Source organism: Arthrobacter sp. ISL-65, from assembly GCF_018613795.1.
Taxonomy (GTDB): domain Bacteria; phylum Actinomycetota; class Actinomycetes; order Actinomycetales; family Micrococcaceae; genus Arthrobacter.
Genome location: NZ_JAGGPN010000020.1, coordinates 338,142 through 364,593, shown reverse-complemented (window position 1 = coordinate 364,593; position 26,452 = coordinate 338,142). Strand labels below are relative to the sequence as shown.

26 protein-coding genes and 2 pseudogenes are annotated in these 26,452 nt (G+C 66.9%); 6 read left to right on the top strand and 22 right to left on the bottom strand.

Features of this window, described 5'->3' with window-relative positions; all coding sequences use genetic code 11:
- Nucleotides 1-4: 4 nt before the first annotated feature.
- The 6 genes from dapB to J7I85_RS09925 form a co-directional block, all read right to left on the bottom strand.
- Entirely contained in the window at nt 5-763 is a 759-nt protein-coding gene (gene dapB, locus J7I85_RS09950; RefSeq protein WP_214850908.1) for a 4-hydroxy-tetrahydrodipicolinate reductase, read from the bottom strand.
- Between the two features lie 95 nt (nt 764-858).
- On the bottom strand, nt 859-1,362 hold the full coding sequence (locus J7I85_RS09945) for a molybdenum cofactor biosynthesis protein MoaE (protein WP_214850899.1): 504 nt from the start codon (nt 1,360-1,362) through the stop codon (nt 859-861).
- Nucleotides 1,352-1,879: a MogA/MoaB family molybdenum cofactor biosynthesis protein gene (locus tag J7I85_RS09940; RefSeq protein ID WP_214850883.1), complete on the bottom strand. Its 528-nt coding sequence runs from the start codon at nt 1,877-1,879 to the stop codon at nt 1,352-1,354. Before J7I85_RS09940 ends, J7I85_RS09945 begins: the two co-directional genes overlap by 11 nt.
- Nucleotides 1,876-2,370 carry a cyclic pyranopterin monophosphate synthase MoaC gene (gene moaC, locus J7I85_RS09935; RefSeq protein ID WP_190607009.1) on the bottom strand — a complete coding sequence of 165 codons (495 nt, stop codon included), beginning with the start codon at nt 2,368-2,370 and terminating at the stop codon, nt 1,876-1,878. Before moaC ends, J7I85_RS09940 begins: the two co-directional genes overlap by 4 nt.
- On the bottom strand, nt 2,358-3,710 hold the full coding sequence (glp, locus tag J7I85_RS09930; RefSeq protein ID WP_214850880.1) for a gephyrin-like molybdotransferase Glp: 1,353 nt from the start codon (nt 3,708-3,710) through the stop codon (nt 2,358-2,360). The genes moaC and glp overlap by 13 nt, the downstream gene beginning before the upstream one ends.
- Before the next feature lie 18 nt (nt 3,711-3,728).
- Entirely contained in the window at nt 3,729-5,147 is a 1,419-nt protein-coding gene (locus J7I85_RS09925) for a molybdopterin-dependent oxidoreductase (RefSeq protein ID WP_251024185.1), read from the bottom strand.
- A gap of 272 nt (nt 5,148-5,419) precedes the next feature.
- Here J7I85_RS09925 and moaA point away from each other — a divergent pair, with 272 nt between their 5' ends.
- From moaA to J7I85_RS09910, 3 genes are all read left to right on the top strand, one after another.
- Complete coding sequence (gene moaA, locus J7I85_RS09920) at nt 5,420-6,592, top strand: GTP 3',8-cyclase MoaA (protein ID WP_214850853.1); 1,173 nt, start codon at nt 5,420-5,422, stop codon at nt 6,590-6,592.
- A gap of 3 nt (nt 6,593-6,595) precedes the next feature.
- Nucleotides 6,596-6,862, top strand: coding sequence for a MoaD/ThiS family protein (locus J7I85_RS09915; RefSeq protein WP_214850841.1), 267 nt, complete (start codon nt 6,596-6,598; stop codon nt 6,860-6,862).
- A gap of 220 nt (nt 6,863-7,082) precedes the next feature.
- The gene (locus tag J7I85_RS09910; protein WP_214850834.1) at nt 7,083-7,364 is read left to right on the top strand and encodes a hypothetical protein; all 282 of its coding nucleotides are present in this window, start codon (nt 7,083-7,085) and stop codon (nt 7,362-7,364) included.
- A gap of 28 nt (nt 7,365-7,392) precedes the next feature.
- On the opposite strand, the gene J7I85_RS09905 is transcribed toward J7I85_RS09910, so the two are convergent.
- The 7 genes from J7I85_RS09905 to J7I85_RS09875 all read right to left on the bottom strand — a co-directional run bounded on the left by J7I85_RS09905 (nt 7,393) and on the right by J7I85_RS09875 (nt 15,555).
- Nucleotides 7,393-7,854, bottom strand: a complete 462-nt coding sequence (locus J7I85_RS09905; RefSeq protein ID WP_214850831.1) for a DUF1579 family protein — start codon at nt 7,852-7,854, stop codon at nt 7,393-7,395.
- A 29-nt stretch (nt 7,855-7,883) separates the two neighbouring features.
- Nucleotides 7,884-9,227: a pitrilysin family protein gene (locus J7I85_RS09900; RefSeq protein WP_214850829.1), complete on the bottom strand. Its 1,344-nt coding sequence runs from the start codon at nt 9,225-9,227 to the stop codon at nt 7,884-7,886.
- 195 nt (nt 9,228-9,422) lie between these two features.
- A complete protein-coding gene (locus J7I85_RS09895) occupies nt 9,423-11,687 on the bottom strand; it encodes a polyribonucleotide nucleotidyltransferase (protein ID WP_214851281.1) in 2,265 nt (754 codons plus the stop codon).
- Nucleotides 11,688-11,926: 239 nt separating this feature from the next.
- A complete protein-coding gene (rpsO, locus tag J7I85_RS09890; RefSeq protein WP_214850821.1) occupies nt 11,927-12,196 on the bottom strand; it encodes a 30S ribosomal protein S15 in 270 nt (89 codons plus the stop codon).
- A 189-nt stretch (nt 12,197-12,385) separates the two neighbouring features.
- Nucleotides 12,386-13,642 (bottom strand): kynureninase, encoded by a 1,257-nt coding sequence (kynU, locus tag J7I85_RS09885; protein WP_251024184.1) that lies wholly within the window; start codon nt 13,640-13,642, stop codon nt 12,386-12,388.
- A gap of 5 nt (nt 13,643-13,647) precedes the next feature.
- Nucleotides 13,648-14,502 (bottom strand): tryptophan 2,3-dioxygenase, encoded by an 855-nt coding sequence (gene kynA, locus J7I85_RS09880; protein WP_190606995.1) that lies wholly within the window; start codon nt 14,500-14,502, stop codon nt 13,648-13,650.
- A gap of 69 nt (nt 14,503-14,571) precedes the next feature.
- A complete protein-coding gene (locus tag J7I85_RS09875; protein ID WP_214850808.1) occupies nt 14,572-15,555 on the bottom strand; it encodes a bifunctional riboflavin kinase/FAD synthetase in 984 nt (327 codons plus the stop codon).
- Nucleotides 15,556-15,841: 286 nt separating this feature from the next.
- Between J7I85_RS09875 and J7I85_RS09870 the strand changes: the two are divergent.
- A pseudogene (locus tag J7I85_RS09870) lies at nt 15,842-16,615 on the top strand (DUF937 domain-containing protein).
- A 76-nt stretch (nt 16,616-16,691) separates the two neighbouring features.
- Here J7I85_RS09870 and J7I85_RS09865 read toward each other — a convergent pair.
- From J7I85_RS09865 to truB, 3 genes are read right to left on the bottom strand one after another with little or no spacing between them, the layout of a single operon-like run.
- Complete coding sequence (locus tag J7I85_RS09865; protein ID WP_374102453.1) at nt 16,692-17,147, bottom strand: hypothetical protein; 456 nt, start codon at nt 17,145-17,147, stop codon at nt 16,692-16,694.
- Between the two features lies 1 nt (nt 17,148).
- Nucleotides 17,149-17,502, bottom strand: a complete 354-nt coding sequence (locus J7I85_RS09860; RefSeq protein WP_214850798.1) for a hypothetical protein — start codon at nt 17,500-17,502, stop codon at nt 17,149-17,151.
- Nucleotides 17,503-17,504: 2 nt separating this feature from the next.
- Nucleotides 17,505-18,515 carry a tRNA pseudouridine(55) synthase TruB gene (gene truB, locus J7I85_RS09855; RefSeq protein ID WP_214850796.1) on the bottom strand — a complete coding sequence of 337 codons (1,011 nt, stop codon included), beginning with the start codon at nt 18,513-18,515 and terminating at the stop codon, nt 17,505-17,507.
- Between the two features lie 81 nt (nt 18,516-18,596).
- Between truB and J7I85_RS09850 the strand changes: the two genes are divergently transcribed.
- The gene (locus tag J7I85_RS09850) at nt 18,597-19,757 is read left to right on the top strand and encodes a pyridoxal phosphate-dependent aminotransferase (protein WP_214850785.1); all 1,161 of its coding nucleotides are present in this window, start codon (nt 18,597-18,599) and stop codon (nt 19,755-19,757) included.
- A 6-nt stretch (nt 19,758-19,763) separates the two neighbouring features.
- Here the strand turns inward: J7I85_RS09850 and J7I85_RS09845 are convergent, their stop codons facing one another.
- The 3 genes and pseudogenes from J7I85_RS09845 to J7I85_RS09840 form a co-directional block, all read right to left on the bottom strand.
- The gene (locus J7I85_RS09845) at nt 19,764-20,249 is read right to left on the bottom strand and encodes a nucleoside deaminase (RefSeq protein WP_214850758.1); all 486 of its coding nucleotides are present in this window, start codon (nt 20,247-20,249) and stop codon (nt 19,764-19,766) included.
- Between the two features lie 49 nt (nt 20,250-20,298).
- Nucleotides 20,299-20,538: pseudogene (locus J7I85_RS24995) on the bottom strand (HNH endonuclease); the annotation flags it as partial.
- 65 nt (nt 20,539-20,603) lie between these two features.
- Nucleotides 20,604-20,822, bottom strand: a complete 219-nt coding sequence (locus tag J7I85_RS09840; RefSeq protein ID WP_214850750.1) for a hypothetical protein — start codon at nt 20,820-20,822, stop codon at nt 20,604-20,606.
- Between the two features lie 355 nt (nt 20,823-21,177).
- On the opposite strand from J7I85_RS09840, the gene J7I85_RS09835 reads away from it, so the two are divergent.
- Entirely contained in the window at nt 21,178-22,299 is a 1,122-nt protein-coding gene (locus tag J7I85_RS09835; RefSeq protein WP_214850742.1) for a ScyD/ScyE family protein, read from the top strand.
- Nucleotides 22,300-22,405: 106 nt separating this feature from the next.
- On the opposite strand, the gene rbfA is transcribed toward J7I85_RS09835, so the two are convergent.
- The 3 genes from rbfA to J7I85_RS09820 all read right to left on the bottom strand — a co-directional run bounded on the left by rbfA (nt 22,406) and on the right by J7I85_RS09820 (nt 26,431).
- Nucleotides 22,406-22,915 carry a 30S ribosome-binding factor RbfA gene (rbfA, locus tag J7I85_RS09830; protein ID WP_214850727.1) on the bottom strand — a complete coding sequence of 170 codons (510 nt, stop codon included), beginning with the start codon at nt 22,913-22,915 and terminating at the stop codon, nt 22,406-22,408.
- 142 nt (nt 22,916-23,057) lie between these two features.
- Complete coding sequence (infB, locus tag J7I85_RS09825) at nt 23,058-25,946, bottom strand: translation initiation factor IF-2 (RefSeq protein WP_214850715.1); 2,889 nt, start codon at nt 25,944-25,946, stop codon at nt 23,058-23,060.
- A 152-nt stretch (nt 25,947-26,098) separates the two neighbouring features.
- Nucleotides 26,099-26,431: a YlxR family protein gene (locus tag J7I85_RS09820; RefSeq protein ID WP_307031735.1), complete on the bottom strand. Its 333-nt coding sequence runs from the start codon at nt 26,429-26,431 to the stop codon at nt 26,099-26,101.
- Nucleotides 26,432-26,452: the final 21 nt, after the last annotated feature.

The window sequence follows — 26,452 nt, the reverse complement described above, 5'->3', positions numbered from 1 at the left end:
TGCGTTACAGCCCCAGGTCCAGGTAGCCGTCGAGGCCTACGGTGAGGCCCGGATGGGCGGCAACGTTGCGGACACCCAGGAGGACACCGGGCATGAACGAGGCGCGGTCGAATGAATCATGACGGAGCGTCAGCTGCTCCCCCCGCCCGCCGAGGAGGACCTCCTGGTGGGCCACGAGCCCGCGGAGCCGGACGCTGTGCACACGCACGCCGTCCACCTCGCAGCCGCGGGCTCCGGCCAGTTCAGTTGTTGTTGCGTCCGGGCTGGGCCCGACGCCGGCCGCCTCGCGTTCCGCTGCCACCAGCTGGGCGGTGCGCACCGCAGTACCCGAGGGCGCATCCACCTTGTCCGGGTGGTGGAGTTCGATGATCTCCACGGATTCGAAGTACTTGGACGCCTTGGCAGCAAATGCCGACGTGAGCACAGAGCCGAGGGCGAAGTTGGGCGCAATCAGTACGCCGACTTCCGGGTGGCCGGCCAGCAGGGTCTCCAGCGACTCCAGCCTGCCCAGGTCCCACCCGGTGGTGCCCACCACGGCGTGCATGCCGTTTTCGACGGCGAAGCGAACGTTCTCCTCGGTGCTTTCCGGAACGGTGAGGTCCACGACGTACCGGGCACCGGCGTCGAGCAAGGAATCGAGGGAGTCACCGCGTCCCAGCGCGGCGACGAGCACCATGTCCGGAGCGGCCTCCACAGCTTTCACGGCCTCGGCGCCCATGCGCCCGTTTGCGCCCAAAACGGCGACAGGAAGTTGTTGGGTCATGGTTGCAACACTACCGTTCGGGCCGCGGCCGGAAGGAACCGGAGCACATGCGTTACCTCACGCGCGGACGGCGTTTTCCCCGGCGCTGCTGGCCCTTATTCCCCTGCCCCGACCCATTCGACGGTGCCGTCGCTGAAGAACTGTTCCTTCCAGATCGGCACCTGCGCCTTCACCCGGTCCACCAGCTCGGAGCACACGGCGAAGGCCTGCCCGCGGTGGGCGGCCGCCACGGCACAGACAAGGGCGGGGTCGCCAATTTCCAGCGGCCCCACCCGGTGCGCGACCCAGATCCGGACGGGGGGAGCCGCACCAGCGCCACCGGCCGTTCCAGCCGGGCCGGCACCCTCCGTTCCAGCCGCTGCGGCCTGTTCGGCCACCAGCTGCGCCACGACCTCGTCCAACACCCTCCGGGCCGTCGGATGGGCGCTGTAGCTGAGCCGGTCAACCGGCTTCCCTCCGTCGTGGTTTCGGACCACGCCGCTGAAGCTGACCACAGCTCCGGCCGTCTCCGATTCCACGGCGGCGATGGCCTGGTCCACGGAGATGGGTCCGGCGCTGAGCACCGCGGTTACTACTTCGAACGAAGCCTCAGTGGCCATGTCCGCCCTCCAATTGGTCGCACAGGTGCCCGATCACCGGGTCCAGGACGGAGAGACCGTCCATAACCCCTTTAGGTGATCCGGGCAGGTTGATGATGAAAGTCCGGCCGGCCGCACCGGCATGTCCGCGGCTGAGCATGGCGTGCGGCGTCTTGGCCGTTCCGGCCTGGCGGATGCCCTCCATGATGCCGGGGATTTCGCGGTCCAGCAGCGGCAGCGTCATTTCCGGCGTGCGGTCGTCCGGGCTCAGGCCGGTGCCGCCGCTGGTGATGACGACGGCGGGGCCCTGGGTCAGGAGCGCGCGGATCGCCGCACCCACCGCTTCACCGTCGGGCACCACCATGACCGGATACGGCACGAAGCCGTGTTCGGTGAGCCAGTCGGTGATGACCGGCCCGGTCTCATCCTGGTAGACGCCGGACGCTGCGCGCGTTGAGGCAATCACGACGCCGGCCTTGCGGCCCTGCACCTCGCCGTGGACGTGAGGTGCCCTGGTTGTGGAATCGGGGGTGCTCACAGGGCCCAGTCCCCGCTCTTGCCGCCGCTCTTGGCCAGGACCTTGATGTCTGTGAGGACAGCGTGCTTGTCCACCGCCTTGATCATGTCGTAGACGCTCAGCGCCGCCACGGAGGCCGCCGTCAGGGCCTCCATTTCGACGCCGGTCACACCTCTGGTCTTGACCGTGGCCAGGATGTCCACGGTCTCCGGTCCGAGTTCAAAGTCGACCGTCACCTTTGAAATCGGGAGCGGGTGGCACAGCGGGATCAGTTCAGGGGTTTTCTTGGCCGCCATGATCCCGGCAACCCGGGCCACGGCCAGCGCGTCGCCTTTGGGCAGGCCGCCGGTGCCAAGCAGCGCGAGGACCTCGGCGGTGCTGCGGACCGTCGCCGTGGCCGTGGCCTCGCGCGTGGTTTCCGGTTTTTCTGAGACGTCCACCATCTGGGCCGTGCCGTCACGGCGCAGATGAGTCAGGGCGCCGTGGTCATTTTCTGCAGTCACAACATCCATACTTCCACTTCGGCGCCCTCGTCGAGAGCGGCAGTGCCAACTGGCACGTGTACCAAGGCGTTGGAGTGGGCCAGCGCCTGCACCAAATGCGAGCTTTCGCCGCCCTGCAACCGGACTGCACCGTCAGCCTGCAGGGACCCGCGCCGGACCTGGTGCTTGCCGGCCGGGGAAGACAGCGGTTGAGCCAGCCGTGCCCGGACTGCGGGCCTGGGCGCTGGGGCGCCAAACAGTTCGCCCAGCACCGGACGGAGAAACATCTCAAAGGAGACGAGGCAGCTGACGGGGTTCCCCGGAAAAGCAAGGAGGGGGACGCCGTCGAACGTTCCCAATCCTTGCGGGCCGCCGGGCTGCATGGCGACGTGCTGGAACGCGACGTCCTGGCCGTCCATGGCCTGCCGCACCACCTCGTACGCCCCCTTGCTGACTCCCCCGGTGGTGACAATCAGGTCCACCGCGGACGTGTGGGTGCGCAGCAGCGTCCGCAGGGCGTCCGGGCTGTCGGCCGAAATGCCCGCCCTGGTCACGGCAAGTCCCGCCTGCCGCAGCGCAGACTCCAGTATGGTGCCGTTGGCGTCGTAGATCTTGCCGTCGCCCAGCGGTTCCCCGGGTTCCACCACCTCATCCCCGGTGGTGACCAGCAGGACGGACAGCTGCTTGTTGACCAGGACCTCCGGCAACCCCAGCGCCGCGAGCAGACCCAGCTGCGCGGGACCCAGGCAGGTTCCGGCGGCCAGGGCCTGCTGGCCGGCCTCGATGTCGCTTCCGGCGGCTCGGATGAACGTCCCGGCAGCCGTGGCCGGCAGTCTCACCTCAGCCTCTTCGCCTGCGGTGGGAAAGACGGAGGGGACGGCCAGTTCAATGGGTACGACGGCGTCTGCCCCGGCCGGGACCATGGCACCGGTCATGATCGGGGCAGCGGTGTCCGGCTGCAGGGGTGCGGGATGTGCGCCCGCCGGAACCGGAGCCGCGACGCGCAGGCGCGCGCCGCCGTCGGGCACGTCCGCGGAGCGGATGGCAAAGCCATCCATCTGGGAGTTCGGAAACGGGGGCAGGCTGAGCGGAGCAGTGACGTCCTCCGCCAGACCGCGGCCCAAGGCCTGGACCAGCGGAAGCCTTTCGGTCCGCTCCGGGGACAGCAGCGGTTCGAGGAGCTCCCTGACCGCCCGGCGGTGATCCGCGACGCTCCTGTGGGTCCCGTGATCGTGGGCGCCGTGATCGTGGGTGTTCTGTTCATGCGCGCTGCGCTCGCGGACGCTGGCGTCCGTGGCGGCGGCAGCGCCGGCGTCAGTTGCGCCGGATCGTACGGCGGCATTGCCGTGCGGCTGCGAAGGGCTGTGCATAATCCGGCCTTAGGTGGGCTACGTTTTCACGTCCACTCTAATGGTGTGGAAGCCCGTGGCACCGTCCGGCGCCACCGAGCGCTGTTCCTCGGTCTGTTCAGTGCCCTTGCGGTCCGTGGCCCGGACCTGGACCTCGTGCTGCCCGGGCTGCAGGTCAATGCCGAGCTGCCACTGGTACCAGGTGTCCACCGAGATGCCCGGAGCAAGCCGGGCCGGCTGCCAGCTCCCCCGGTCCACGCGCAGCTCGACCTTGCCGATTCCTGTGTGCTGCGCCCAGGCCACCCCGCCAAACACCACGTTCCCGGCCGGGACCGAGGCTCCGTTCCGGGGCACGTCGACCCGGGATGAGATCTTGATGGGGCCGCGTTCTGACCAGCCGCGCGGCGTCCAGTAGGCCACGTCGTCGGCAAACCTGGTGACCTTCAATTCGGTGAGCCACTTGGTCGCGGACACGTACCCGTACAGCCCGGGGACGATCATCCGCATGGGGAAGCCGTGTTCGAGCGGGAGCGGCTCGCCGTTCATGCCCACGGCCAGCAACGCATCACGGCGGTCGGTGAGCACCTCCAGCGGAGTGCTGGCCGTAAAGCCGTCGGAGCTTCGGGACAGGACCATGTCCGCGTCGGGCTTGGGGACGGCCATCGCCAGCAGTTCCCGCACCGGCCAGCCCAGCCACCGTGCGTTGCCGATCAGGTCGCCGCCCACCTCGTTGGACACGCACGCGATGGTCACGTGCCGCTCGATCAGTGGCTTCGCCAGCAGGTCCTCGAAGGTGAGCTCAACCTCCCGTTCCACCAGGCCGGTGACCTTGAGCCTCCACTCGCGGGAATCAAGCACCGGAACGGACAGTGCCGTGTCAATGCGGTAAAAGTCCGAACTCGGGGTGACCAGCGGGGTGACTCCCGCCAGGCCGATGTCAGCGCCGGCCGGAACGGGCGGCGCCGGGGACTTCGGCACGGGCAGCCGCAGGGTCCGGCGGACCTCGTTGACGCCGGCGGCCCCGCCCCGCCAGACGGTGACGACGGCGCCGCCCACCAGGACGCCGGCGGCGGTGCCTCCCAGCAGCTGGAAGAAGCCCCGACGGGCCGGTCCCGGGCCAGTCTCCCCGCCCCGCGCGCCAGCAAAGCGCCTGACGAGCTTCATCAGCACCGCGATCCCGATCCCGCCCGCAAGCAGCGGAAGGACGACGGCGGCGGCGGTCACCTGGGCACGCGTCAGGACCGCGGCCAGGCCCACGACACCGAAGACTGCAAACACAGCCGCACCCGCGAAGCGCCGGCGCAGCTCGAGGACGCCTGCCGCGGCAGCGAAAGCGGCGATACCCAGCGCCATGCCGGCCAGCAGCGCCAGCTTGTCCGCTGTGCCGAAGAGGGAAACGGCCCACTCCTTGACGCCCGGCGGAACAGCGTCAATGACGGCGCCGCCCAGGGCGGTCATTGTGGAAAGTGAAGGACTGACGAAGCCTGCGATGAGTTCGCTCGCGACGAGTCCGGTGCCGGCTGCCACCACGCCTGCGGCCGCCGCCCACCGGCGCCGGTGCCGGCCTGGCTCATGGCTCCCGTTCACCCTTCCAGCATAGGTTCAGCAGAGCTTTTCCGGCACTGCCGTCATCCCCGGCGACCGCTCTGTATCCGGTGCCGCAGCCGCAGCCGCCGGTCACGGAACGAGGCGGGTGTGATCGGCGGCCCGGGGTGGCGTAGCCTGAACTTATGAGTGTTCAGCTTGGCATGCCGCAGCTCCCCGAAGGAGGCGCACCCGATTCCGGTCCGCAGCCCCTTCCCGCTGCCCGCCTGGCGGGGGTCCCCGCCCGTCCGGCTGACGCCCCCGCCGGTCTCGCGGACCGTTACGGCCGCAGGGCCACGGATATGCGGCTCTCGCTCACGGATAAATGCAACCTCCGGTGTACCTACTGCATGCCGGCCGAGGGGCTGGAGTGGCTGGCCAAGCAGGCAGTCATGACCGGCGAGGAAATCGTGCGGATCGTCGGCATCGGCGTGAACCTGCTTGGCGTGCGCGAACTGCGCCTGACCGGCGGAGAGCCTCTGGTCCGGGCCGACCTCGCCGACATCATTGGCGCCCTGCGCCAGGCGCACCCCGAGCTTCCGATTTCCATGACGACGAACGGCGTCGGCCTGGACCGGAAGGCTGCAGCCCTCAAGGCCGCCGGGCTGACGCGTATCAACGTCTCCCTGGACTCGCTGCACGAGGAAACCTTCACCAAACTGACACGGCGGCCGTTCCTGGACCGGGTACTCGCCGGGGTGGACGCCGCCTGGGCTGCGGGCCTGGGACCGGTGAAGCTCAACGCCGTGCTGATGAGGGGCATCAACGACGCCGAATCGCCGTCCCTCCTCGCCTGGGCGCTGGAGCGCGGCTACGAACTGCGGTTCATTGAGCAGATGCCGCTGGACGCCGACCATGGCTGGACCCGCCGGAACATGATCACCGCGGCTGAGATCCGCGAACTCCTCTCCAAGGAGTTCGTGCTGAGCCCGGATCCGCGTGCCCGGGACGGCGCACCGGCGGAACGCTTTGAAGTACGACGCCGGACGGCCGGTTCCACTGACCCGGACGCCGCTGCCGGTTCGGACGGCCCGGTGTTGGGAACCGTGGGGATCATCGCCTCGGTCACCGAGCCGTTCTGCTCCGATTGCCGGCGGACCCGGATCACCGCCGAAGGCAAGATCATGAGCTGCCTCTTCTCCCGCGAGGAATTCGACCTGCTCGGCCTGCTGAGGCAAGGGGCCAGCGACGAGCAGCTCGCCGAACGCTGGCAGGATGCCATGTGGCTGAAGCCCAAAGCCCACGGCATGGACCATGTGGGACTCGACGCTCCGGACTTCGTCCAGCCGGACCGCAGCATGAGCGCCATCGGAGGCTAATCCTTGAACGTACGATACTTCGCTGCCGCACGCGCCGCGGCAGGTGTGGATGAAGAACGTTTCGAACTTCCCGCCGGATCCACGGTGGAGTCCCTCCTGGCCGCCGTGCTCGACGTCGAACGTCCGGAACCGCCGGCCGGGACACCGCCGCTGGACAGGATCCTGGCCCGCAGCAGCTTCCTGCTGAACGAGGTCGCCGTCCGGGACCGGACCACCGTCCTGGTAGTTGGCGACGTGGTGGACGTCCTGCCGCCTTTCGCTGGCGGCTAACTCAACTGTGTAGCAGCACAGGGCGTTCCCAGCCGTGGGACCGCCCTCAGCTGGTACCTAGTTGAGTGGTGCGGCGTCGGGTACTACCGCACTGGGTGGTGCGGCAGGATGACCGGTCCTACCATGGCACTACCTCGCCATTTCACCGCGCCGGACATGGACCGCGCGGGGAATGGAATGCACCAGGAATGGAGCGGAGGCAGGCCAAAGGAGACCGAAAATGTTCACCCTGCAGATTGAACACGCCATCAAGGACTTCGACATGTGGAAGGCGGCCTTTGACCGTGATCCCGCGGACCGTGCGGGCTCCGGCGTCGTAGCCCATCGGATCGGCCGCCCGGTGGAGGACGACCGGTCCATCGTGTTGGAACTGGATTTTGAGCGCCGTGACCAGGCCGAAGGCTTCCTGGCCAAGCTGCGCGAAAATGTGTGGAACTCCCCCGACGTCGCTCCGGCCCTGTCCGGCTCCCCGCAGACCCGGGTCATCGAGCTGGTTGGCTGACCACCGCCTAGTTAGCTCGCAACCCGCCTCAGGCGCGGTGGCAGATCGAGGTCATGAACGGCTGGAAGTCCTGGGCCTCCCCCAGCCGCAGTTCGGCCGTGTGAGTCAGCACGCCCTGGTCAACCCGAAAGGTGTGACGGGCGGTGCCGCGGTCGCTGTGCCGCTCAACCGTGAGGGTCGAGTCGTGCCAGGCACCACGGGCCGGCGCCGCCGGGGGCTTGCCCATGCTGTCGACGTAATACCAGAGCGTTTCGTCGTGGTCGGGATCCACCGTGAAGACCCCGTGCCCTTCAAAGTGCGTGCCGTCGGCTTCGGTGTGGCGGTAGGACTGGACGACGGCGAACCCTCCGGCGGCGCGGGTGAATGTCACCTCCGCGGTGGCGGTACGTGCCGGACCCCACGGCGAGGCAGCCAGCTCGGTGGTTCCCAGCCAGCGCCCGACGAAGATCTCGAGCGCCTCGTGCGCTGTGCCCGGTAGCGGCTGGTCCATCATTCCTCCTACGCCGGAACTTCCTAGACTCAGAGCCCGAAGGTTTCCGATTCGTCGAAGGGGCCGACCACCGTCACGGTCCGGGGTGCCGCAGCCAGCTCACTGGCCAGCTCCTGGACCTGTTCCGCCGTCACGGCCTTGATGAGCCGCAGGGTCTCGTCAATGTCCTGGTATTCACCGGAGACAAGCTCGGCGCGGCCCAGCCGCGACATGCGGGAGCCAGTGTCTTCGAGGGCCAGGACGATCCCGCCGCAGAGCTGCCCCACCGCCTTGCGAAGCTCCTCTTCGGAGATGCCGCCGGCCGCGAGACTGTCGAGTTCGGCGCCGAGGAGTTCCAGGACCTGGCGCACCTTGGTGGGCGTGCAGCCGGCATACATGCCGAAGTAGCCGGCGTCGGCGTAGGAGGAGGCGAAGGAGTACGTGGAGTACACGAGCCCGCGCTTCTCGCGGATCTCCTGGAACAGCCGTGATGACATTCCGCCGCCGAGCACCGCGTTCAGCACGCTCATGACGTAGCGGCGCTCATCGGTGGCCACGATGGTGGGACAGCCCATGATGATGTTGGCCTGTTCCACCGGGCGGGTGACCACGTGCAGGCCCGCGGTGCCGGTGATCTCTGCGCGCTCGGTGGAGCGGCGCTCCACGGGAGCCGACCCGGACTCAAGTGACCACCCGGCTGAGTGGAGGGCATCCACCACAAGCCGGCAGACGACGTCGTGCTCCAGGCCACCCGCGGCGGTGATCACAAGCTCGTCCGGGCGGTAGTAGCGGCGGTAGTGGTCCCAGACGGAGTCACGCGCCACGGCGCGGATGGCGTCCGGAGTGCCGCCAATGGGCCGCCCAAGCGGATGGGTGCCGAGAACGGCGGCCACGAAGTGTTCATGGGCGACGTCCGTGGGGTCGTCGCTGTCCATGGCGATTTCCTCGAGGATGACGTCCCGCTCCTGCTCCATCTCTGCGGGGTCCAGCACTGCGCCGGTAATCATGTCGGCGATGACGTCGATGGCCATGGGCAGGTCCGTATCCAGCACGCGGGCGAAGTAGCAGGTGCTCTCCTTCGCCGTGGCGGCGTTGGATTCGCCGCCCACCTCGTCAAAGGCGGAAGCGATCTCAAGGGCGGTGCGCCTCTTGGTGCCTTTGAACAGCAGATGCTCAAGGAAGTGCGTCGAGCCGTGCTGTCCGGGAGCCTCGTCGCGGGATCCCACCCCCACCCAGAACCCGATGGTGGCCGAACGCTGCCCCGGCATGGCCTCTGTCAGGACGCGGACCCCACCGGGGAGGACCGAACGGCGGACTTCCGAACCGCCGTCGGCTCCGTGGATCAGGGTGTCGCCGGGGTAGTTCTGCTCCAGCGGCAGGGGTACGACAGTCATCAAGGCCTTTCGGGAAGCGGAGCCAAATCTGCCTGCAATCGTACCAGCGGGCCCCGCCGTCGGCGTGGCTCTGACGTGGGCTGTTTTGCCGCCGCAAGCGGGTTTGGGGTGGGTTAAAAGGGGCGGGGCCGGTGGTACAACCAACGGCCCCGCCTTTATGGGTTCCGGCAGCACGCAGCTAGCCGGAGCCTGGAACTACTCGGAAGCGTCCGAGCCTTCTGCCGGAGTTGAAGCGTGGACGCGCTCGGCGTCGCCAGCGCCTTCCTCTTCAGCCACTACCGGAGACAGGGACAGCTTTCCGCGGTCGTCGATCTTGGTGATCTCGACCTGGATCTTCTGGCCCACGGAGACGACGTCCTCGACGTTGTCCACGCGCTTGCCCCCGGCGATCTTGCGCAGCTCGGAGATGTGCAGCAGACCGTCCTTGCCCGGGGTCAGGGACACGAAGGCGCCGAAGGTGGTGGTCTTGACGACCGTGCCCAGGTAGCGCTCACCGATTTCCGGAACCTGCGGGTTGGCGATGGCGTTGATCGCGGAGCGGGCGGCATCTGCCGACGGGCCGTTGGTGGCGCCGATGTAGACGGTGCCGTCGTCCTCGATGGAGATGTCCGCGCCGGTGTCCTCCTGGATCTGGTTGATCATCTTGCCCTTGGGGCCGATGACCTCGCCGATCTTGTCCACGGGGATCTTGACGGCGATAACGCGCGGCGCGAACTCGGAGAGCTCGTCCGGGGTGTCGATCGCGGCGTTGATGACCTCGAGGATGTGGAGGCGGGCCTCGCGGGCCTGCTTCAGTGCTGCTGCCAGCACGGATGCCGGGATGCCGTCGAGCTTGGTGTCCAGCTGGATGGCGGTGACGAACTCGGAAGTACCGGCAACCTTGAAGTCCATGTCACCGAAGGCATCTTCGGCGCCGAGGATGTCGGTCAGTGCGGCGTAGCGGGTCTGACCGTCCACCTGGTCGGAGACCAGGCCCATGGCGATGCCGGCAACGGCTGCCTTCAGCGGGACACCGGCGTTGAGCATGGACAGCGTCGAGGCGCAGACAGAGCCCATCGAGGTGGAGCCGTTGGAGCTGAGGGCCTCGGACACCTGGCGGATGGCGTACGGGAACTCCTCGCGGGACGGCAGCACCGGCACGAGCGCGCGCTCGGCCAGGGCACCGTGGCCGATTTCGCGGCGCTTCGGGGAACCGACGCGGCCGGTCTCACCGGTGGAGTACGGCGGGAAGTTGTAGTTGTGCATGTAGCGCTTGCGCGTGACCGGCGACAGCGAGTCGATCTGCTGTTCCATCTTGAGCATGTTCAGCGTGGTGACGCCCATGATCTGGGTTTCGCCACGTTCGAAGATGGCGGAGCCGTGAACGCGGGGCAGGACCTCGACCTCTGCGGTGAGCTGGCGGATGTCCGTCAGGCCGCGGCCGTCGATGCGGATCTGGTCCTTGAGGATGCGCTGGCGGACCACGTGCTTGGTCACGGAACGGAAAGCTGCGGACAGCTCCTTCTCGCGGCCTTCGAACTGCCCGGCCAGGGAGCCAACAACCTCGTCCTTCAGCTCGTCCGCTGCGTTGTCGCGGTCCTGCTTGTCAGCGATCTGGAAGACAGCGGTGAGCTTCTCCGCGGCAGCAGCCTCGACGGCGGCGTAAACGTCGTCCTGGTAGTCCAGGAAGACGGGGAACTCGACGGTGGGCTTGGCGGCGCGGGCAGCCAGGTCCTGCTGCGCTTCGCAGAGTGCCTTGATGAACGGCTTGGCAGCCTCCAGGCCCTCGGAAACAACCTCTTCGGTGGGGGCGGTGGCGCCCTGTTCCTTGATGAGGCTCCAGGAGTTGTCCGTGGCTTCGGCTTCGACCATCATGATGGCGACGTCGTCACCGGCAACGCGGCCGGCCACAACCATGTTGAACACGGAGTTCTCGAGCTGGGAGTGCTTCGGGAAGGCAACCCACTGCGAACCCTGCTCGTCGGCGACGAGGGCAACGCGGACGCCGCCGATCGGGCCGGAGAACGGCAGGCCGGAGAGCTGGGTGGACATCGAGGAGGCGTTGATTGCAACGACGTCGTAGAGCTCGTCCGGGTTGATCGCCAGGACGGTGACGACGATCTGGACCTCGTTGCGCAGGCCCTTGACGAACGCGGGGCGCAGCGGGCGGTCCATCAGGCGGCAGGCCAGGATGGCTTCCGTGGACGGGCGGCCTTCACGGCGGAAGAACGAGCCCGGGATGCGGCCGGCGGCGTACATGCGCTCTTCGACGTCCACCGTCAGGGGGAAGAAGTCAAAGCCTTCACGCGGGTGCTTGCCGGCGGTGGTGGCGGAGAGGAGCGCGGTGTCCTCGTCGATGTACACCATGGCTGCGCCGGCTGCCTGCTTGGCAAGGCGGCCGGTTTCGAAGCGGATTACACGCTTGCCAAAGCGGCCATTGTCAATGACTGCTTCTGAGAACTGGATTTCGGGACCCTCCAAGAGAGTCACCTCCGTTTCTTGTTTAACGGAAGTCCAGCCGCATCAACCCAGCCAGCATCTGTCTACTGGCCCTGCACCCGGTCATCGATCGAGACCCACGGGCTTGCTTCAGTCAGCGAAGCTTCCCGGGGATCACTACCGAGGACCGCGAATGCGTGATGCGGTTGATCCTCCTGTTTAGTTTTTATGTACTGACGAGGCGGCCCGTTCCGGGAGGAAAGGGCCGCCTCCAAACCAGACTAGCGGCGCAGGCCGAGACGCTCGATGAGCGAACGGTAGCGGGCGATGTCGGTGTTCTTCAGGTAAGTCAGCATGCGCTTGCGGCGACCAACCATGGCCAGCAGACCGCGCTGGGTGTGGAAGTCGTGCTTGTGCTCCTTCATGTGCTCAGTCAGATCCTTGATCCGCTGAGTCAGAACCGCAATCTGAACCTCCGGCGAACCGGTGTCGGCCTCAGACGTTGCGAAATCCTTGATGATGGACTGCTTTACGGCGGCGTCAAGTGCCACAATAACTCCTAGAGATGTGCCGTGAGGCCCGAATCAGTAATTCACTGCCGGGGGTGCCGGACGGTATTCCGATGAAGATTCCGAACAGGCAGGACCCAGCAACCACGGACTGCAGCCGGATCCACCGCTTAGTTTACCGGGCGTGTTGCAATCTTGTCGAAACGGCAACAGCGCGTTCGGGGTTGCGGTTCAGGCCTCCGGAAGCAGGTCCCGGATGGCCGCCATGCCGCGGTGAAGTTCGGTAAAGCCTGTGCTCAGCGGCGAAAGTCCAATCCTGATGCCCTGGGGCGCCCGGAAGTCCGGGATAACATCCTTCTCCCACAGCGCCGCAGTCACCTCGCGGAAGGCGGGATGGTCAACGGTGATGTGGCCTCCGCGGCGGTCGGCATCCCGCGGCGTGGCAAGCCTCACGCCAGCCGGCGCGAGCCAGGCATCGTGCAGTTCCAGGGCGTAGGCGGTGAGCTGCCGCGACTTTTCGCGGATGGCGGCCATGCCGGCCTCTTCAATCAGGTCCAGGGTGCCGCGCATGGCGATCATTCCGAAGATGGCCGGCGTGCCGCTCAGGAAACCGCGGATACCGGCGGCCGGTTCGTAGCCGGGCCCCATCTCGAACGCGTCCTTCCGGCCCATCCATCCCCAGATGGGCTGCGCGAGTCCGGGCAGGTGCCGGTCGTTGACGTAGGCGAAGGCGGGCGAGCCCGGCCCGCCGTTCAGGTACTTGTAGGTGCAGCCCGCGGCAAAGTCAACGTTCCAGGCGTCCAGCTGAAGCTGCACTGACCCGGCGGAATGGCACAGGTCCCAGACCACCAGCCCGCCGGCGTCGTGCACTGCCGCGGTGATGGCCGGCAGGTCCGCCAGGTAACCGGAACGGTAGGCCACGTGGCTGAGGAGGACGACGGCGGTGGCCGGCCCCACGGCCTCCCTCACCTGATCGAGGTGGACACCGGAGGCGGGATCCGCCTCGATCCAGCGCAGGGTCAGCCCCTCCTCCTTGGCGATGCCTTCGACGAGGTATCGGTCGGTGGGAAAGTTGTCCGTGTCCACCACGATCTCTGTCCGCGCCGGGTCTCCGACGGCGGCGAGGGCTGCCCGGATCAGCTTGTACAGCACCACGGTGGTGGAGTCGGCGATGATCGTCTGGCCGGCGGCGGCGCCCAGCACCGCTCGCCCCAGCTGGTCGCCGAGGGCCTGGGGCATGTCCAGCCATTCCTCGTCCCAGCCCCTGATCAGGCGACCGCCCCAGCCCTCCTGGATGAAGGTGGTTATGTCACCCGCGGTCCGCTTCAGCGGGCGGCCCAGGGAGTTGCCGTCGAGGTAGGACAGCTCGGTGTCCGCGCCGACGAACAGGTCCCGGTACCGGGCGAGGCGGTCTTCGGCATCGAGGCGCGTGGCCTTTTGAAGCAGGGCCTCGCTTGCTTGGGCGGTCAGGTCACCCGAGCCATCCAGGGCGGTCACTGTCCGATCTCCGTACGCACGGCGAACAGCTCCGGGAAGAACGTCAGCTCAAGGGCCTTTTGCAGGAACGCCGCCCCGGTGGAGCCGCCGGTGCCCGTCTTCATGCCGATGGTGCGCTGTACGGTGCGCAGGTGCCGGAACCGCCACAGCTGGAAGTTGTCTTCCAGGTCAACGAGTTCCTCGCACGCCTCGTACGCTCCCCAGTTCTGCGCGGCGTTTTCGTAGATGTGCTTGAAGAGAGGCACCAGCCCTGGCTCAAACTCATGCGCCCGGGTCACATCCCTGTTGAGCACCTCCTCGGGAACATCGAAGCCTTGGCGGTGAAGGTACGCGAGGAATTCGTCGTAGATGCTTGGCGCGTGCAGGACTTCGGTCAGCAGGGCGTGGGCTTCGGGGTCGGATTCGAAGACGGGAAGCATCTTCCTGTTCTTGTTGCCCAGCACGAACTCCACAGCACGGTACTGGCTGGACTGGAATCCGGATGAGTTGCCCAGGAACCCGCGGAATTCCGCGTACTCGGTTGGTGTCAGCGTGGCCAGGACGGACCACTGTTCGGTGAGGGTCTTCTGGATGTGCTTGACCCGCGCGATGCCCTTCAGGGCCGAACCGAGGTCATCGGAACGCAGCCACTGGGCGGCACTGCGGAGCTCGTGGAGCACAAGCTTCAGCCACAGCTCCGTGGTCTGGTGCTGGATGATGAAGAGCAATTCGTCATGGTGTTCCGGGACGCTGACGGGCTGCTGGGCGCTGAGCAGCGTGGGCAGCTGAAGGTAGGACGCGTAACTCATGCGGGAACTGAAATCACGCACAATGCCCTTGTCCAGTTTCCTGGTGTTCTTCTCTACGGTCACAGCGTCGCCTTCCTTGCCAATACTGTGTGATGCGGGACTGTGTGTTGCAGACCCAGGGGTGCAGGCGGGTCAGCGCTTGAGCAGGATGTCGTGCGTCTGCAGGACGTCCTGGCGCATCTGCTCCACGAGGGCTTCAGGCCCACGGTATGCCACCATGCCACGGAGCCTGGCCGCGAACTCCACAACTACTGTCTGGCCGTACAGATCGAAGTCCTCGATGCGTTCTTCGGGCCTGTCGATGACATGAGCCTCCACCTGGCGGCTCACGCCGTCGAAAGTGGGGTTGGAGCCAACGGAGATGGCGGCAGGCCAGCGCGTCCCCGCCTCGTCCACGAGCCAGCCCGCGTAGATGCCGTCCGCCGGAATCAGGCCGCTCGCGTCGCTGGAGAGGTTGGCAGTGGGGAAACCGAGGTCGCGGCCGCGCGCGGCTCCGTGGACCACCTCGCCCCGCATCCGGTGCGCGCGGCCCAGGACCGCGGCGGCGGTGCCGACGTCTCCTTCCCGGAGCGCTTCGCGCACCCAGGTGGAGGAACAACGGCGGTCCGTCCCGCCGTCGTCATGCAGCGGGAAGCCTTCGGAGCCGAACTCGCTGATCACCAGCACCTCGAAGCCGAACTTCTCCCCCAGATCCTGCATGGTATTCAGGTCCCCGGAGTTACCTTTGCCGAAGCGGGTGTCGTGGCCGATGACAACGTAGCTGGCGTGGAGGCTGTCCACTAGCACCGAACCGACGAACTCTTCCGGGGTAAGGCTGGCGAGCTCCAAGGAGTACTTCATGACCAGAACGGCGTCCAGTCCGAGCTCGCCGAGGGCCTGGAGTTTGTCCTGCAGGCCCATGATCAGCTCAGGCGCGCTTTCCGGCCGATGGACCAGGGCCGGGTGGGGGTCGAACGTCACCGCAACCGACTTGGCGTTGTTCAGCCGCGCGGTCCTGATGAGCTGTGACAGCACCTGCTGGTGGCCGCGGTGGACGCCGTCGAAATTGCCGATAGTGACAACGGAAGGACCAAAGTCTTCGGGGACCTCGGTCGGATCATTCCAGATGTGGACCATCAACCTCGCCTTTTACTGCCTGCCAGAACTTGCTTCCGGCGCGCCGGGGCCGGAACTCTCTAAGGTTACCTGCAATCCCTGCCGGTCACGGACGCCCGGGTTACGGCGGGCCAGGTGGCCTGGCAAACGCGCTGGGGGCAGCCCGGCGGGCCTACCGTCTGCAGGCACGCCCCGCTAGGATGCAAAGGCATCGGCCCGGGCAGCACTGCCCTGAGCTTTCTGAGTTTCATTCGCGTCTTAAGCGCACGGATCGCCTGCGAGATCAGCGGGCCGGAAGGAGCCACGCATGAGTGATATCCAGGAGTTATTGGGACAGATCCCTGTCCAGCAGATCGCGTCCCTGCTGGGGACTGATGCGGCATCCGCCCAGGCTGCCGTAGAAGCCGCCGTGCCGACGCTGCTTGCCGGAATGCAGAGCAACGTCTAGGCGCCGGATGGCGCTGCTGCACTGGAATCCGAGCTGGCCAGGCACCGGAATGGACTGGCCGACGGCGGCGTGGACCCGTCGCAGGTGGACACTAAGGACGGCGAGAAGATCGTTGACCACGTCTTCGGCGGCCAGCAGGACCAGGTGGCCAACCGGCTTGCCGGGACAGCGAACCTCGGCGGTGTCGGCGGGGACCTTGTCCGCAAGCTGCTGCCGATCCTCGCTCCGATCGTGATGTCCTACCTGGCCAAAAAGGTCCTCGGGGGCGGACAGGGTTCCGGCGCACAGCCCTCCCCTGCCGGTGGAGGCGGAATTGACCTGGGAAGCATCCTCGGGGGAATTCTGGGTGGCAGCCTCGGCGGGCTTGGTTCCGGCGGACAGGGTGCGGGCGGGCTCGGTTCAGGAGGACTTGGTTCGGGCGGCCTTGGCGATATCCTGAGCGGCATTCTTGGCGGCGGTTCGCAGCCGCAGCAGGCTCCGCTGACCGGGCAGGACGAGGAACCATCCACGCGGTCCGGTCCGGCACCGAATACGAACAGTTCAGGGCAGACGAACGATTCAGCGCCACCCTCGCACCGGTCGGTGACGCCCGGCGAGCTGATCGAGGTGGACCTGCCCGACGAGTACCGTTAGATCAGGCGGCAGGATCACTGGACCGGCGGTATTCCTGAACCGGCCGTGTCCCGTATCGGCAGTCCGGAACAGGTTCCTAGGCGGCAGGGGCTGCGGGCCGCCGTCGGTAGAGCCAGATGAGGCCCAGAATCGGCAGGATGAAGGGAACGAAGGCGTAGCCGCGGCCAAACGCGGACCACACGGTTTCGTGCGGGAACTGCACGGAGTCGAACAGGCTCAGCGCCCCCACGACAATGACGCCGACCAGTTCCACCAGGACGGCGACCAGGGAAACCTTGAACCAGGTGCGGCCAGCCTTGGCCAGCGACACCGTGGCCACCACATAGACGACGGCGGCGAAGGCGGACAGCAGGTAGGCAAGCGGGGCTTCGGAGAACTTGGTGAGGATCTGGTAGCCGGCCCGGGCGGTGGCCGAAATGGCAAAGATGGCGTAGACGGCGATGAGGAGCCGGCCGGGACCGGTGTTCCTCGTGTCGGCGGGGCGCTTGCCGGTGTGTTTGGACGTATCAGTCACGTTGCGTGCTTCTTCCACTTCAGTACCAGATCTGATTCATGCGGGCGGCCATGACGAGGGCGGTAACGCCGACGGCCGCCAGGACAAAGTTGCTCCAGCGGGTCCGTTCCAGGATGGACCAGTACACCGCGGCTACCGGCAGCAGGAGCGCGGTGGCGAGGTAGCCCCAGAATTCCCAGGCCTCTCCCGCGATCTGTTCCCCCGCGATGACCCGCACGATCGAGCCCACGAGGTAGACCAACAGGGCCAGTTCGACGGCCGCCACCGAGAGGATGGTGACGTCGTTCGGAGCCTTCTTCATGATGCCGGCCGCCACGCAGATGAGCGTGGACAGCAGGCCGACTCCCAGGATGATGTAGAAATAGGCGTCCAACGCTAGGCCTGCCCGCCGCCGTCGGCACCCGAACCGTCAGGAACGCCTGGGCCTGCGCCGGAACCGCCTGTGCCGGAACTGTTGGAGCCGCCGGGTCCCGTTCCCGGGGCGAAGACCAGCACGGGTTTGGCGAAGCTTCCGCTGTCCGCGAGCAGCGCCACAAGCGATCCGTCAGGCGCGAACGCGGCCGCGGGCTTTTCCGCTGTCGCGGCGGACGGTGTGCCCGCAGCGGCTCCGGCCGCGATGCGCCGGCCGAAGGAAATCTCAGTGGTTTCATCGGCGCTCAGCTCCCGGTTGGGCATAAGCGCCCTGGCCGCCTGCGACATCTCGAGGATTTCGAGGTCTTCGGCGAGCTGCTCGAGGGTGCGTGCCTGGTCCAGCGAGTACGGTCCCACGTTGGTGCGACGCAATGCGGTCAGGTGCCCGCCGACGCCGAGGGAGTTACCGAGGTCCCGGGCTAGGGCACGGATGTACGTGCCCGAGGAGCATTCCACCGTCACGTCGACGTCCATGACATCTGTGTCGTGTCCGGTGACCTGCTCCCGGCGGATTCCGTGGATGTCGAAGCGGTGGATGGTGACCGGCCGGGCAGCCAGCTGGACATCTTCCCCGGAACGGACGCGGGCATAGGAGCGTTCACCGTTGACCTTGATGGCGCTGACGCTGCTGGGCACCTGCTGGATCTCCCCGGTTAGGGACTCCACGCCGGAGCGGATGGCGTCCTCGGTCAGGGACGCGGCGCTCGCCCGGCTGACAACTTCGCCTTCGGCGTCATCGGTGATGGTGGATTCCCCCAGCCGGATGGTGGCCGTGTAGGTCTTGGACGTGCCCACAATGTACGTGAGAAGCCGAGTGGCCTTGTTGATGCCGAGCACCAGCACGCCGGTGGCCATGGGATCCAGCGTTCCCGCGTGGCCCACTTTCCGGGTACCGGCGATCCGCCGCATCCGTCCAACCACATCGTGGCTGGTCCATCCCTGCGGCTTGTCCACTATTACTAGTCCAGAAAGCACGCCTATCAGTATATCGGGCACGCGGCCGGGGTATCGGGACGCATCGGCGATGCGGCAGGGCCCGGCGCTAGGATGGCAGTCATGCCCGAGCTTTCCGCGCACATACGCGACGTACCCGTGAACCAGATCCGCGAGATCACCGAGGCAGCGTGGCGCACCCCTGGGGCGCTGATCCTGAGCATCGGGGAGCCCGGGTTCCCGCTCCCCCGCCATGTCCTGGATGCGGGTATCGCATGCCTGGACCGTGACGAGACCAACTACACTCCGAACGCCGGCATCCCGCCTCTCCGGGAGGCTTTCGCGACCAGGTTCCGGGAGCAGTCCGGCGTAGATATCGGGGCGGACCGCGTATATGTGGTGGACGGCGCCCAGCAGGGCCTGCACTTCGCCATGAGCCTGCTGCTCGCCCCCGGCGATGAAATCCTGATCCCCAATCCCGGCTATCCCACGTTTGCGATGACCAGCCGGCTGCTGCATGCCGTGCCCGTGGAGTATCCCATGTATCCCGCCCAAGATTTCCAGCCCCGGATCGCGGACATCGAGGCGCTCATCACGGACCGGACGCGCGTGCTGATGCTCAACTCGCCGTCGAACCCTTTGGGCGCCGTTCTCCGTGAAGATCTGACCCGGGAACTGGTGGAACTGGCCCGCCGCCGTGACCTGTGGATCATCTCGGACGAGTGCTACGAGGCCTTCACGTTCGACGTCCCCCACGTGAGTCCTGCCCGGTTCGACAGCACCGGCCCCGGCGAGGCGCGGGTGTTCACGTCACTGACGCTGTCCAAGACGTATGGGCTCACCGGCTTGCGCATCGGGGCCTTGATTTGCCCGCCCGGCCTGGAGCAGCGGATGAATAACGTCATGGAGGCGATTGTCTCCTGCGTGGCGTCGCCGTCCCAGTACGCGGCGCTCGCCGCGTTAACCGGTCCGCAGGACTATGTGTCGCAGGCCCACGCGCACTACCGGGCCAACCGCGACGCGGCGTCCGCTGTGCTGGCTGAGAAGGGCATTCCCTTCCTGAGCGCGCAGGGGGCGTTCTACCTGTGGGCGGACGTCTCGCATGTGAGCGGCGGAAACGTCCGGGCCTGGGTCAAGCAGTTCCTCGCCGAGGCCGGCGTCTCCTTTGCGCCCGGAACAGCCTTTGGCTCCATCGGCGAGGGCTGGATCCGGATTGCCCTGTGCAGGGACCAAAGCGAATTGGTTGAGGGCGTGGGCAGGCTTCCCCGCAGGCTCGCCGGGTAGCGAGCATCAGTAGTCGGTGCGTCCGGCGTTGCTCCGCCAGGCATCGAACGGGGCGCCCGACGTCGGGACCTGGGTATGGCTGACCGGCAGCAGTTCGGGCCGTGTGCCGCCGAAGTATTCGTAGAAGACGGCGTCGTCGAATCCCGCGGCGGCTGCGCCGTGCCGGTCGGCGGCGAAGTACACCCGGTCGATCCGCGCCCAGAGCGCTGCGGCGAGGCACAGCGGGCATGGCTCACAGCTGGCGTACAGAACGGCGCCACTAAGGTCGAAGTTCCGGGTCTCCTTGGCGGCGGTCCGGATAGCCACCACCTCAGCATGGGCGGTGGGATCGTTGTCCCGGGTGACCCGGTTGACCCCTTCGTGGACGTTACCGTCAGCTGTAACCACCAGAGCGCCGAAGGGCCCGCCGCCGGCCGCGACATTCCGTTCGGCCAGTGCCACCGCCTCGGTCAGGTATCCGGTCACGTCTGCAGCAGATGGGTGGGCGCGCATGGTCTGATCATAGCCAGCCGGATGGTGATGCGGGACTGCCAGCTCCCGTTCATTCCTTTTGGGGTCGTGAGCGGACGTAGTTGTTGCGGCGTGGTTTTCGTTGGGGGTCGAGTTCCGGCGGCGGTTTGAACCAGGGCACTTCGCCGGTGACGTCGATGGTCCAGTGTTCTTTGTGGATGAGGTGGTGGTGACGGCTGCAGAACAGGACGCCGTTGCCGGTGCCGGTGGGTCCGCCCCGGGACCAGTAGGTGATGTGGTGCGCTTCGCACCAGGGCGCGGGGATGGTGCAGCCGAGGCAGCCTGGCCTGCAGGAACTCGACGCTGTTCCGGGACCCGTCGTCCGCCGGCGAGGGGTCAGCCACGGGGACGGGGACGAGGGGTGATGCTGCGGCGGTGAGGGCGGCGGTGCGGGACCGGTCCACTGCGCCCGCGGCCATCACCTGCAGGTGCTCCACCCTGGGAGAGCTCCTCGAGCCGGTCCGCGAAATCCGCGGCCCGCCCGAAACCCCACAACCCCGTGTCCTCGGCGGTGATCGCGTCAGATGTCAGCAGCGCCAGGACCTGATCAACCACGTCCCCCTCGCGGACGCGGGCGTCGCCGTCAGCAGGAGTGCTTTGAAGGGCGTTGGCGCCGGCGGTAGCCCACCCGCCGGCACCGGGCCGTCCGGCCCGGTCTGCGGTGAATCACCCAATGGCTTCCATGGAACCAGTCTGTGGAGGGGGTCTGACATTATTAGCCCTGTCAGCAACCACCCGGAACTTTTTGAGTAGTCCTAATCCACAGCCCGGAGCGACGTTCCAAAGTCAACACCGGCCCATCGACAGGCCCCGAAAGCCGGGCTTAGAATACGCGCGTCGGGGGACCCGATTTTCGGACCACATATCGGTCTCAATGTTTTGGATGCGCACCATAGACATTGGAGACGGCATGGAAAAGCAACGAGCACTTTTGGCGGCTGTCGCGGCTGCCTCACTCCTCTTGTCGGCGTCCCCGGCGGGCCACGCAGCCCCGGCAGGCAAGGCAGCAGGGAGCCAGTCCCCGCCGACCGTGCTCACCAAAGGCCTGCTGAGCCCGCTTCACCTCAGCGACGGACCGGACGGTTCCGTTCTGGTCAGTGAGGAATTCGCGGGGAAGCTGACGAAAATTGCCCGGGACGGCAGCAAGTCGATGGTTTACGGGAACGCAGCCTGGGACGTGGCCGGCAGCGACCGCGGCGGCCGCACCATTTACCTGGCCGAGAGCCAGGGCGCCGGCCCCATGGATCCGAGACCGCTGGCCGGACACATCAGAAGCATCGGCGCCGACGGCAAGCACCGCACGTTCGGCGACCTCGCTGCCCTGGAGGTAAAGCACAATGCGGACGGCGGCACGAGCTACGGCTTCAAGGACCTTCCCGCCGCCTGCGCTGCCAAGCTGCCGAAGGACGTGGAGGTCTCCTACAAGGGCCACATCGATTCGCATCCCTACGGAATCGAGGTTTACGGGAGCACCATCTACGTTGCCGACGCCGGGGCCAATAGCATCGTGTCGGTCGACGTAAAGTCAGGCGAGGCCGAAACCGTAGCCGTGCTGCCGGCCCGGCCGCACACGTTTACCGCCAAGGACGCCGCGGCCCTGAAACTTCCGGGCTGCATCGCCGGCCACACCTACCGCTTCGAGCCCGTGCCCACCGACGTCGAGCGCGGACCGGACGGCTGGCTTTACGTCTCCGTGCTGCCCGGCGGACCGGAGGACCCGGCACTGGGTGCCCGCGGAGCGGTGTACAAGGTCAATCCCCACAACGGCCGCGTCAAGCTGTTCGCCGATGACGTGATGTCACCCACCGGCCTGGACATGGACGACAACGGGCATGTGTACGTCGCATCCCTGTTCGGTAAGGGCGTGTTGAGGCTGTCTGCACATTCAAGCGAGCAGACGGTGGTGCTTCCGGGAGTGCTCACGGCCGACGTCGACATCAGGGGCGAGACCATCTACGCGACGGTCAACTCCCTGCCGGCACCGAATGCGGCGCCGGACGGCCGTGTCGTGAAGGCCCCACTCGACGACTAGCAAAGTAAGGGCAGCAAAAAAGTAAGGGTGCGGCCGGATTGATTAGATCCGGCCGCACCCTTTCAGTGCATGATGGCATGGGCTCTGCGGCGCAGAACCGGCAACGTTAGCGGTTCCGGTCCTCGTCGATAGCGTCGTCATCCGCGAGGCCGAGGCCCTCTTCGTCGAAGTCGTCTTCGTCGATTTCCACGTTCGGCTGGGCGTCGCTCTTGTACGGGTCGGCGTCGCCCGCGGGCTTGGCGTTCCGGGCCAGTTCAGCCACCTCGGCATCGCGCTGCTTCGCGGTGCGGAGCAGTTCTTCGAGGTTGGACGCGTTCACGGGAATCTGGTCCGCGACGAACTCCAGCGTAGGCGTTAGCCGGACGGTGATGTTCCGGCCCACTTCCTGCCTCAGCACACCCTTGGCCTTCTCCAGCCCCTTGGCGGCATCAGCCTGTACGGCCTGGTCGCCGAAGACGGTGTAGTAGACGGTGGCATGCTGCAGGTCATTGGTCACACGGGCGTCAGTGACGGTAATCCCCTCAAGCCGGGGATCCTTCACCTTCCGGCCCAAAGCCTCAGCAACAACAACCTTAATCCGTTGCGCCAACTTGGCAGCGCGTGCCGGATCAGCCATGACATCCTCCTGGATGGAAATAGAAAACTGGGGCGCGCCAACGCATGGAACATGCGTCAGCGCGTAGCGATTGTGGGGGTCCGGCGAAGGGGCGGGGCCGCCGGAAAAATCCAACGGCCCCGCCTCTGTAACGCTAAACCGATTAGACGCGCGGCTTCTCGCGCATCTCGAAGGTCTCGATGATGTCGCCTTCGGTGATGTCGTTGAACGAGCCAAGTCCGATACCGCACTCGAAGTCCGTGCGGACCTCGGTGGCGTCGTCCTTGAAGCGCTTGAGCGTCTCCACCGTGAGGTTGTCGCCGATGATCTTGCCGCCGCGGCTGATGCGGGCCTTCGTGTTGCGTCGGATGGTGCCCGAGCGAACGATGGAACCTGCGATGTTGCCGAACTTGGAGGAACGGAACACTTCGCGGACTTCGGCGGTGCCCAGCTGGGCCTCCTCGTACTCCGGCTTGAGCATTCCCTTGAGGGCCAGCTCGATGTCATCGATTGCTGCGTAGATGACGGAGTAGAAGCGCATGTCCACGCCTTCGCGGTCTGCCAGTTCGGCAACCCGCTCGGCGGGCTTGACGTTGAAGCCGATGATGACGGCGCTGTCGACCGTTGCCAGGTTGACGTCGTTCTGCGTGATCGCACCGACACCGCGGTGGATGACGCGGAGCTGCACGCCTTCGCCGACGTCGATCTTGAGCAGCGCGTCCTCGAGGGCTTCGACGGCACCGGACACGTCACCCTTGAGGATGAGGTTGAGGGTGTCGATCTTGCCTTCGGCGACGGCCTGGTCGAAGTCTTCCAGGCTGATGCGCTTGCGGCGCTTGGCGAGCTGGGCGTTGCGGTCAGCAGCTTCACGCTTTTCGGCGATCTGGCGGGCCGTGCGCTCGTCGGAGGTCACCAGGAAGGTGTCACCGGCGCGCGGCACGTTGGACAGGCCGAGGACCTGAACCGGACGGGACGGCAGTGCGACGTCGAGGGCCTCGCCGTCCTCGTCGAACATGGCGCGGACGCGGCCGTGGGCCGTGCCGGCCACGATCGTGTCGCCGACCGCGAGGGTACCGGACTGCACCAGGACGGTGGCCACGGAACCGCGGCCCTTATCCAGGTTCGCTTCGATGGCGATACCTCGGGCGGCCTTGTCCGGGTTGGCCCGCAGGTCCAGCGCGGCGTCGGCGGTCAGGAGCACGGCGTCGATCAGTTCGTTGATGTTCACGTTCTGGCGGGCAGAGACCTCAACGAACATGGTGTCGCCACCGTATTCTTCGGGAACCAGTCCGTACTCGGTGAGCTGACCCTTGACCTTGTCCGGGTTGGCGCCTTCCTTGTCGATCTTGTTCACAGCCACGACGATCGGCACGTTGGCCGCCTGGGCGTGGTTGAGGGCTTCAACGGTCTGGGGCATTACGCCGTCGTCCGCTGCCACAACCAGGATGGCGATGTCCGTGACCTTCGCGCCACGGGCACGCATGGCGGTGAACGCCTCGTGACCAGGGGTATCGATGAAGGTGATGTCGCGTACGTTGCCCTCGTGCTCGTGGCTGATCTGGTAGGCACCGATGTGCTGGGTGATGCCACCGTGCTCGCCGGCAACGACGTCAGAATTACGGATCGCGTCCAGCAGGCGGGTCTTACCGTGGTCAACGTGGCCCATGACGGTGACTACCGGAGGACGAGCCTCGAGGTCTTCATCGCCTTCAGCTTCGAGCTCGGCTTCGAAGTCAATGTCGAAGGTGGAGAGCAGCTCGCGCTCCTCGTCCTCCGGCGAAACAACCTGCAGCTTGTAGCCGAGTTCCTCACCGAGCAGGGCAAAGGTGTCCTCGTCCAGCGACTGGGTTGCCGTCGCCATTTCACCGAGGTGGAAGAGCACGGTAACCAGTGCGGCGGGGTTCGCCTCGATCTTGTCAGCGAAGTCCGTGATGGACGAGCCGCGGCGAAGCCGGATAACGGTGTTGCCGTCGCCGCGGGGTACGCTCACGCCACCCAGCGACGGTGCGCTCATCTGCTCAAGTTCCTGGCGCTTTGCGCGCTTCGACTTGCGCTGCTTGCCACGGCCAGCGCCGCCCTTACCGAACGCACCCTGGGTGCCACCGCGACCGCGGCCGCCCTTGCCGAAGCCACCGCCGGCCGGAGCACCGCCACCGGCACCGGGACCGCCGGTTCCGGGAGCGCCGGGACGGCCGGGGCCGCCAGGACCGCGGCCGCCGCCACCGGGACGCCCGGCACCTGCAGGTGCGGGACGCTCGGTGCGGTTAGGCATCATGCCAGGCGTGGGCCGGTTTCCACCGGCACCCGGGCGGGGACCGCCGGGACGGGCGCCGCCTGCGCCAGCCGCAGGACGCGGGCCGGGCGTAGCGCCGGGACGCGGAGCACCGGGGCGGGGTCCGCCTGCACCGGCTGCCGGACGCGGGCCGCCGGGACGGTCGCCGTCAGTGCGGCCGCCGGCACGGGGCATGCCCTGGGAAGTTGCAAACGGGTTGTTGCCCGGGCGCGGCGGACGTTCGCCGTCTCCACCGCGGCCGCGGGGCATGCCCTGGGACGTGGCGAAGGGGTTGTTGCCGGGGCGGGGGCCACCGGGACGCGGAGCACCGCCCGGACGTGAGGGGGTCTCGGCCTTCGGTGCGGGACGCGCTCCCGGCTTGGCGCCGGTGGAGGGCGCAGCAGGCGTGGATGCAGCGGGAGCTGCCGGAGCGGCGGGAGCAGCCGGAGCTGCAGGCGCCTCGGCCTTGGGGGCCGGTGCCGGTGCCGGTGCTGGTGCGGGAGCCGGAGCAGGCGCCGCAGCCTTGGGGGCAGCGGGGCCGGGAGCCGGCGCGGGACGGGAATCCGCCGGCTTGGCCGGGGACTTGGGGGCGGCTGCGGGGGCTTCGGACTTCGAAGCGGCGGCAGCCGGGAACGCGTTGCGGAGTTTCCGCACCACGGGGGCCTCAATGGTGGAAGAGGCGGAGCGAACAAATTCGCCCAGTTCCTGCAGTTTGGTTACTGCATCTTTGGAAGTAATACCGAGCTCTTTTGCAAGCTCATGTACGCGGACCTTGGCCACATTTCTCCTGTCTCGGTCCGCACCGAGCCAGGCACGAACCGTCTACTTCTTACTGCGGGCCCCCGCTGCGGTTACAGCTGAAAGGCCCATTGCAGAGCGCAACAAAGTTGTCATCGTTACGCGCTCATCGCTGGGAACTCATCGGGTTTCCATCAGATTTCTGACCCGCTTTCAGGTTGGACGGTTGGTACTGCAGACGCCGGGACGTCCGCAGCGTGCGCTCCTGCCGTTATCCGGCGTTCGACGGCGGCGGTTCCGGTTGACCCGTTGAGGGCCCTCCCGAAGGCTCGCCGCTTGACCGCCAGGGCCAGGCACGCTTCGCTGGGGTGCAGCCATGCACCCCGGCCAGCCATCCGACGTCGTTCATCCACCACGACGGCGGACGAACCGCCGGTGTCGGAGACGAGCCGGAGCAACTCTGACCGCGGACCCTTTTTCCGGCATCCGATGCAGGTACGCTGCGGCTGATTCCCGAGTTGTTGCACGTGTGCCACTGCCGAGTATCT

Excerpts from the sequence above, each read along its gene's own strand:
- J7I85_RS09945 (WP_214850899.1), bottom strand. The coding sequence starts at position 1,362 with ATGGCCACTGAGGCTTCGTTCGAAGTAGTAACCGCGGTGCTCAGCGCC.
- J7I85_RS09905 (WP_214850831.1), bottom strand. The coding sequence starts at position 7,854 with ATGGACCAGCCGCTACCGGGCACAGCGCACGAGGCGCTCGAGATCTTC.
- moaC (WP_190607009.1), bottom strand. The coding sequence starts at position 2,370 with ATGGATGTTGTGACTGCAGAAAATGACCACGGCGCCCTGACTCATCTG.
- J7I85_RS09875 (WP_214850808.1), bottom strand. The coding sequence starts at position 15,555 with ATGGTCCACATCTGGAATGATCCGACCGAGGTCCCCGAAGACTTTGGT.
- rbfA (WP_214850727.1), bottom strand. The coding sequence starts at position 22,915 with ATGGCTGATCCGGCACGCGCTGCCAAGTTGGCGCAACGGATTAAGGTT.
- glp (WP_214850880.1), bottom strand. The coding sequence starts at position 3,710 with ATGCACAGCCCTTCGCAGCCGCACGGCAATGCCGCCGTACGATCCGGC.
- J7I85_RS09925 (WP_251024185.1), bottom strand. The coding sequence starts at position 5,147 with ATGACCGCCCTGGGCGGCGCCGTCATTGACGCTGTTCCGCCGGGCGTC.
- J7I85_RS09850 (WP_214850785.1), top strand. The coding sequence starts at position 18,597 with ATGCCCGAGCTTTCCGCGCACATACGCGACGTACCCGTGAACCAGATC.
- J7I85_RS09845 (WP_214850758.1), bottom strand. The coding sequence starts at position 20,249 with ATGCGCGCCCACCCATCTGCTGCAGACGTGACCGGATACCTGACCGAG.
- J7I85_RS09900 (WP_214850829.1), bottom strand. The coding sequence starts at position 9,227 with ATGACTGTCGTACCCCTGCCGCTGGAGCAGAACTACCCCGGCGACACC.
- moaA (WP_214850853.1), top strand. The coding sequence starts at position 5,420 with ATGAGTGTTCAGCTTGGCATGCCGCAGCTCCCCGAAGGAGGCGCACCC.
- dapB (WP_214850908.1), bottom strand. The coding sequence starts at position 763 with ATGACCCAACAACTTCCTGTCGCCGTTTTGGGCGCAAACGGGCGCATG.
- J7I85_RS09835 (WP_214850742.1), top strand. The coding sequence starts at position 21,178 with ATGGAAAAGCAACGAGCACTTTTGGCGGCTGTCGCGGCTGCCTCACTC.
- J7I85_RS09910 (WP_214850834.1), top strand. The coding sequence starts at position 7,083 with ATGTTCACCCTGCAGATTGAACACGCCATCAAGGACTTCGACATGTGG.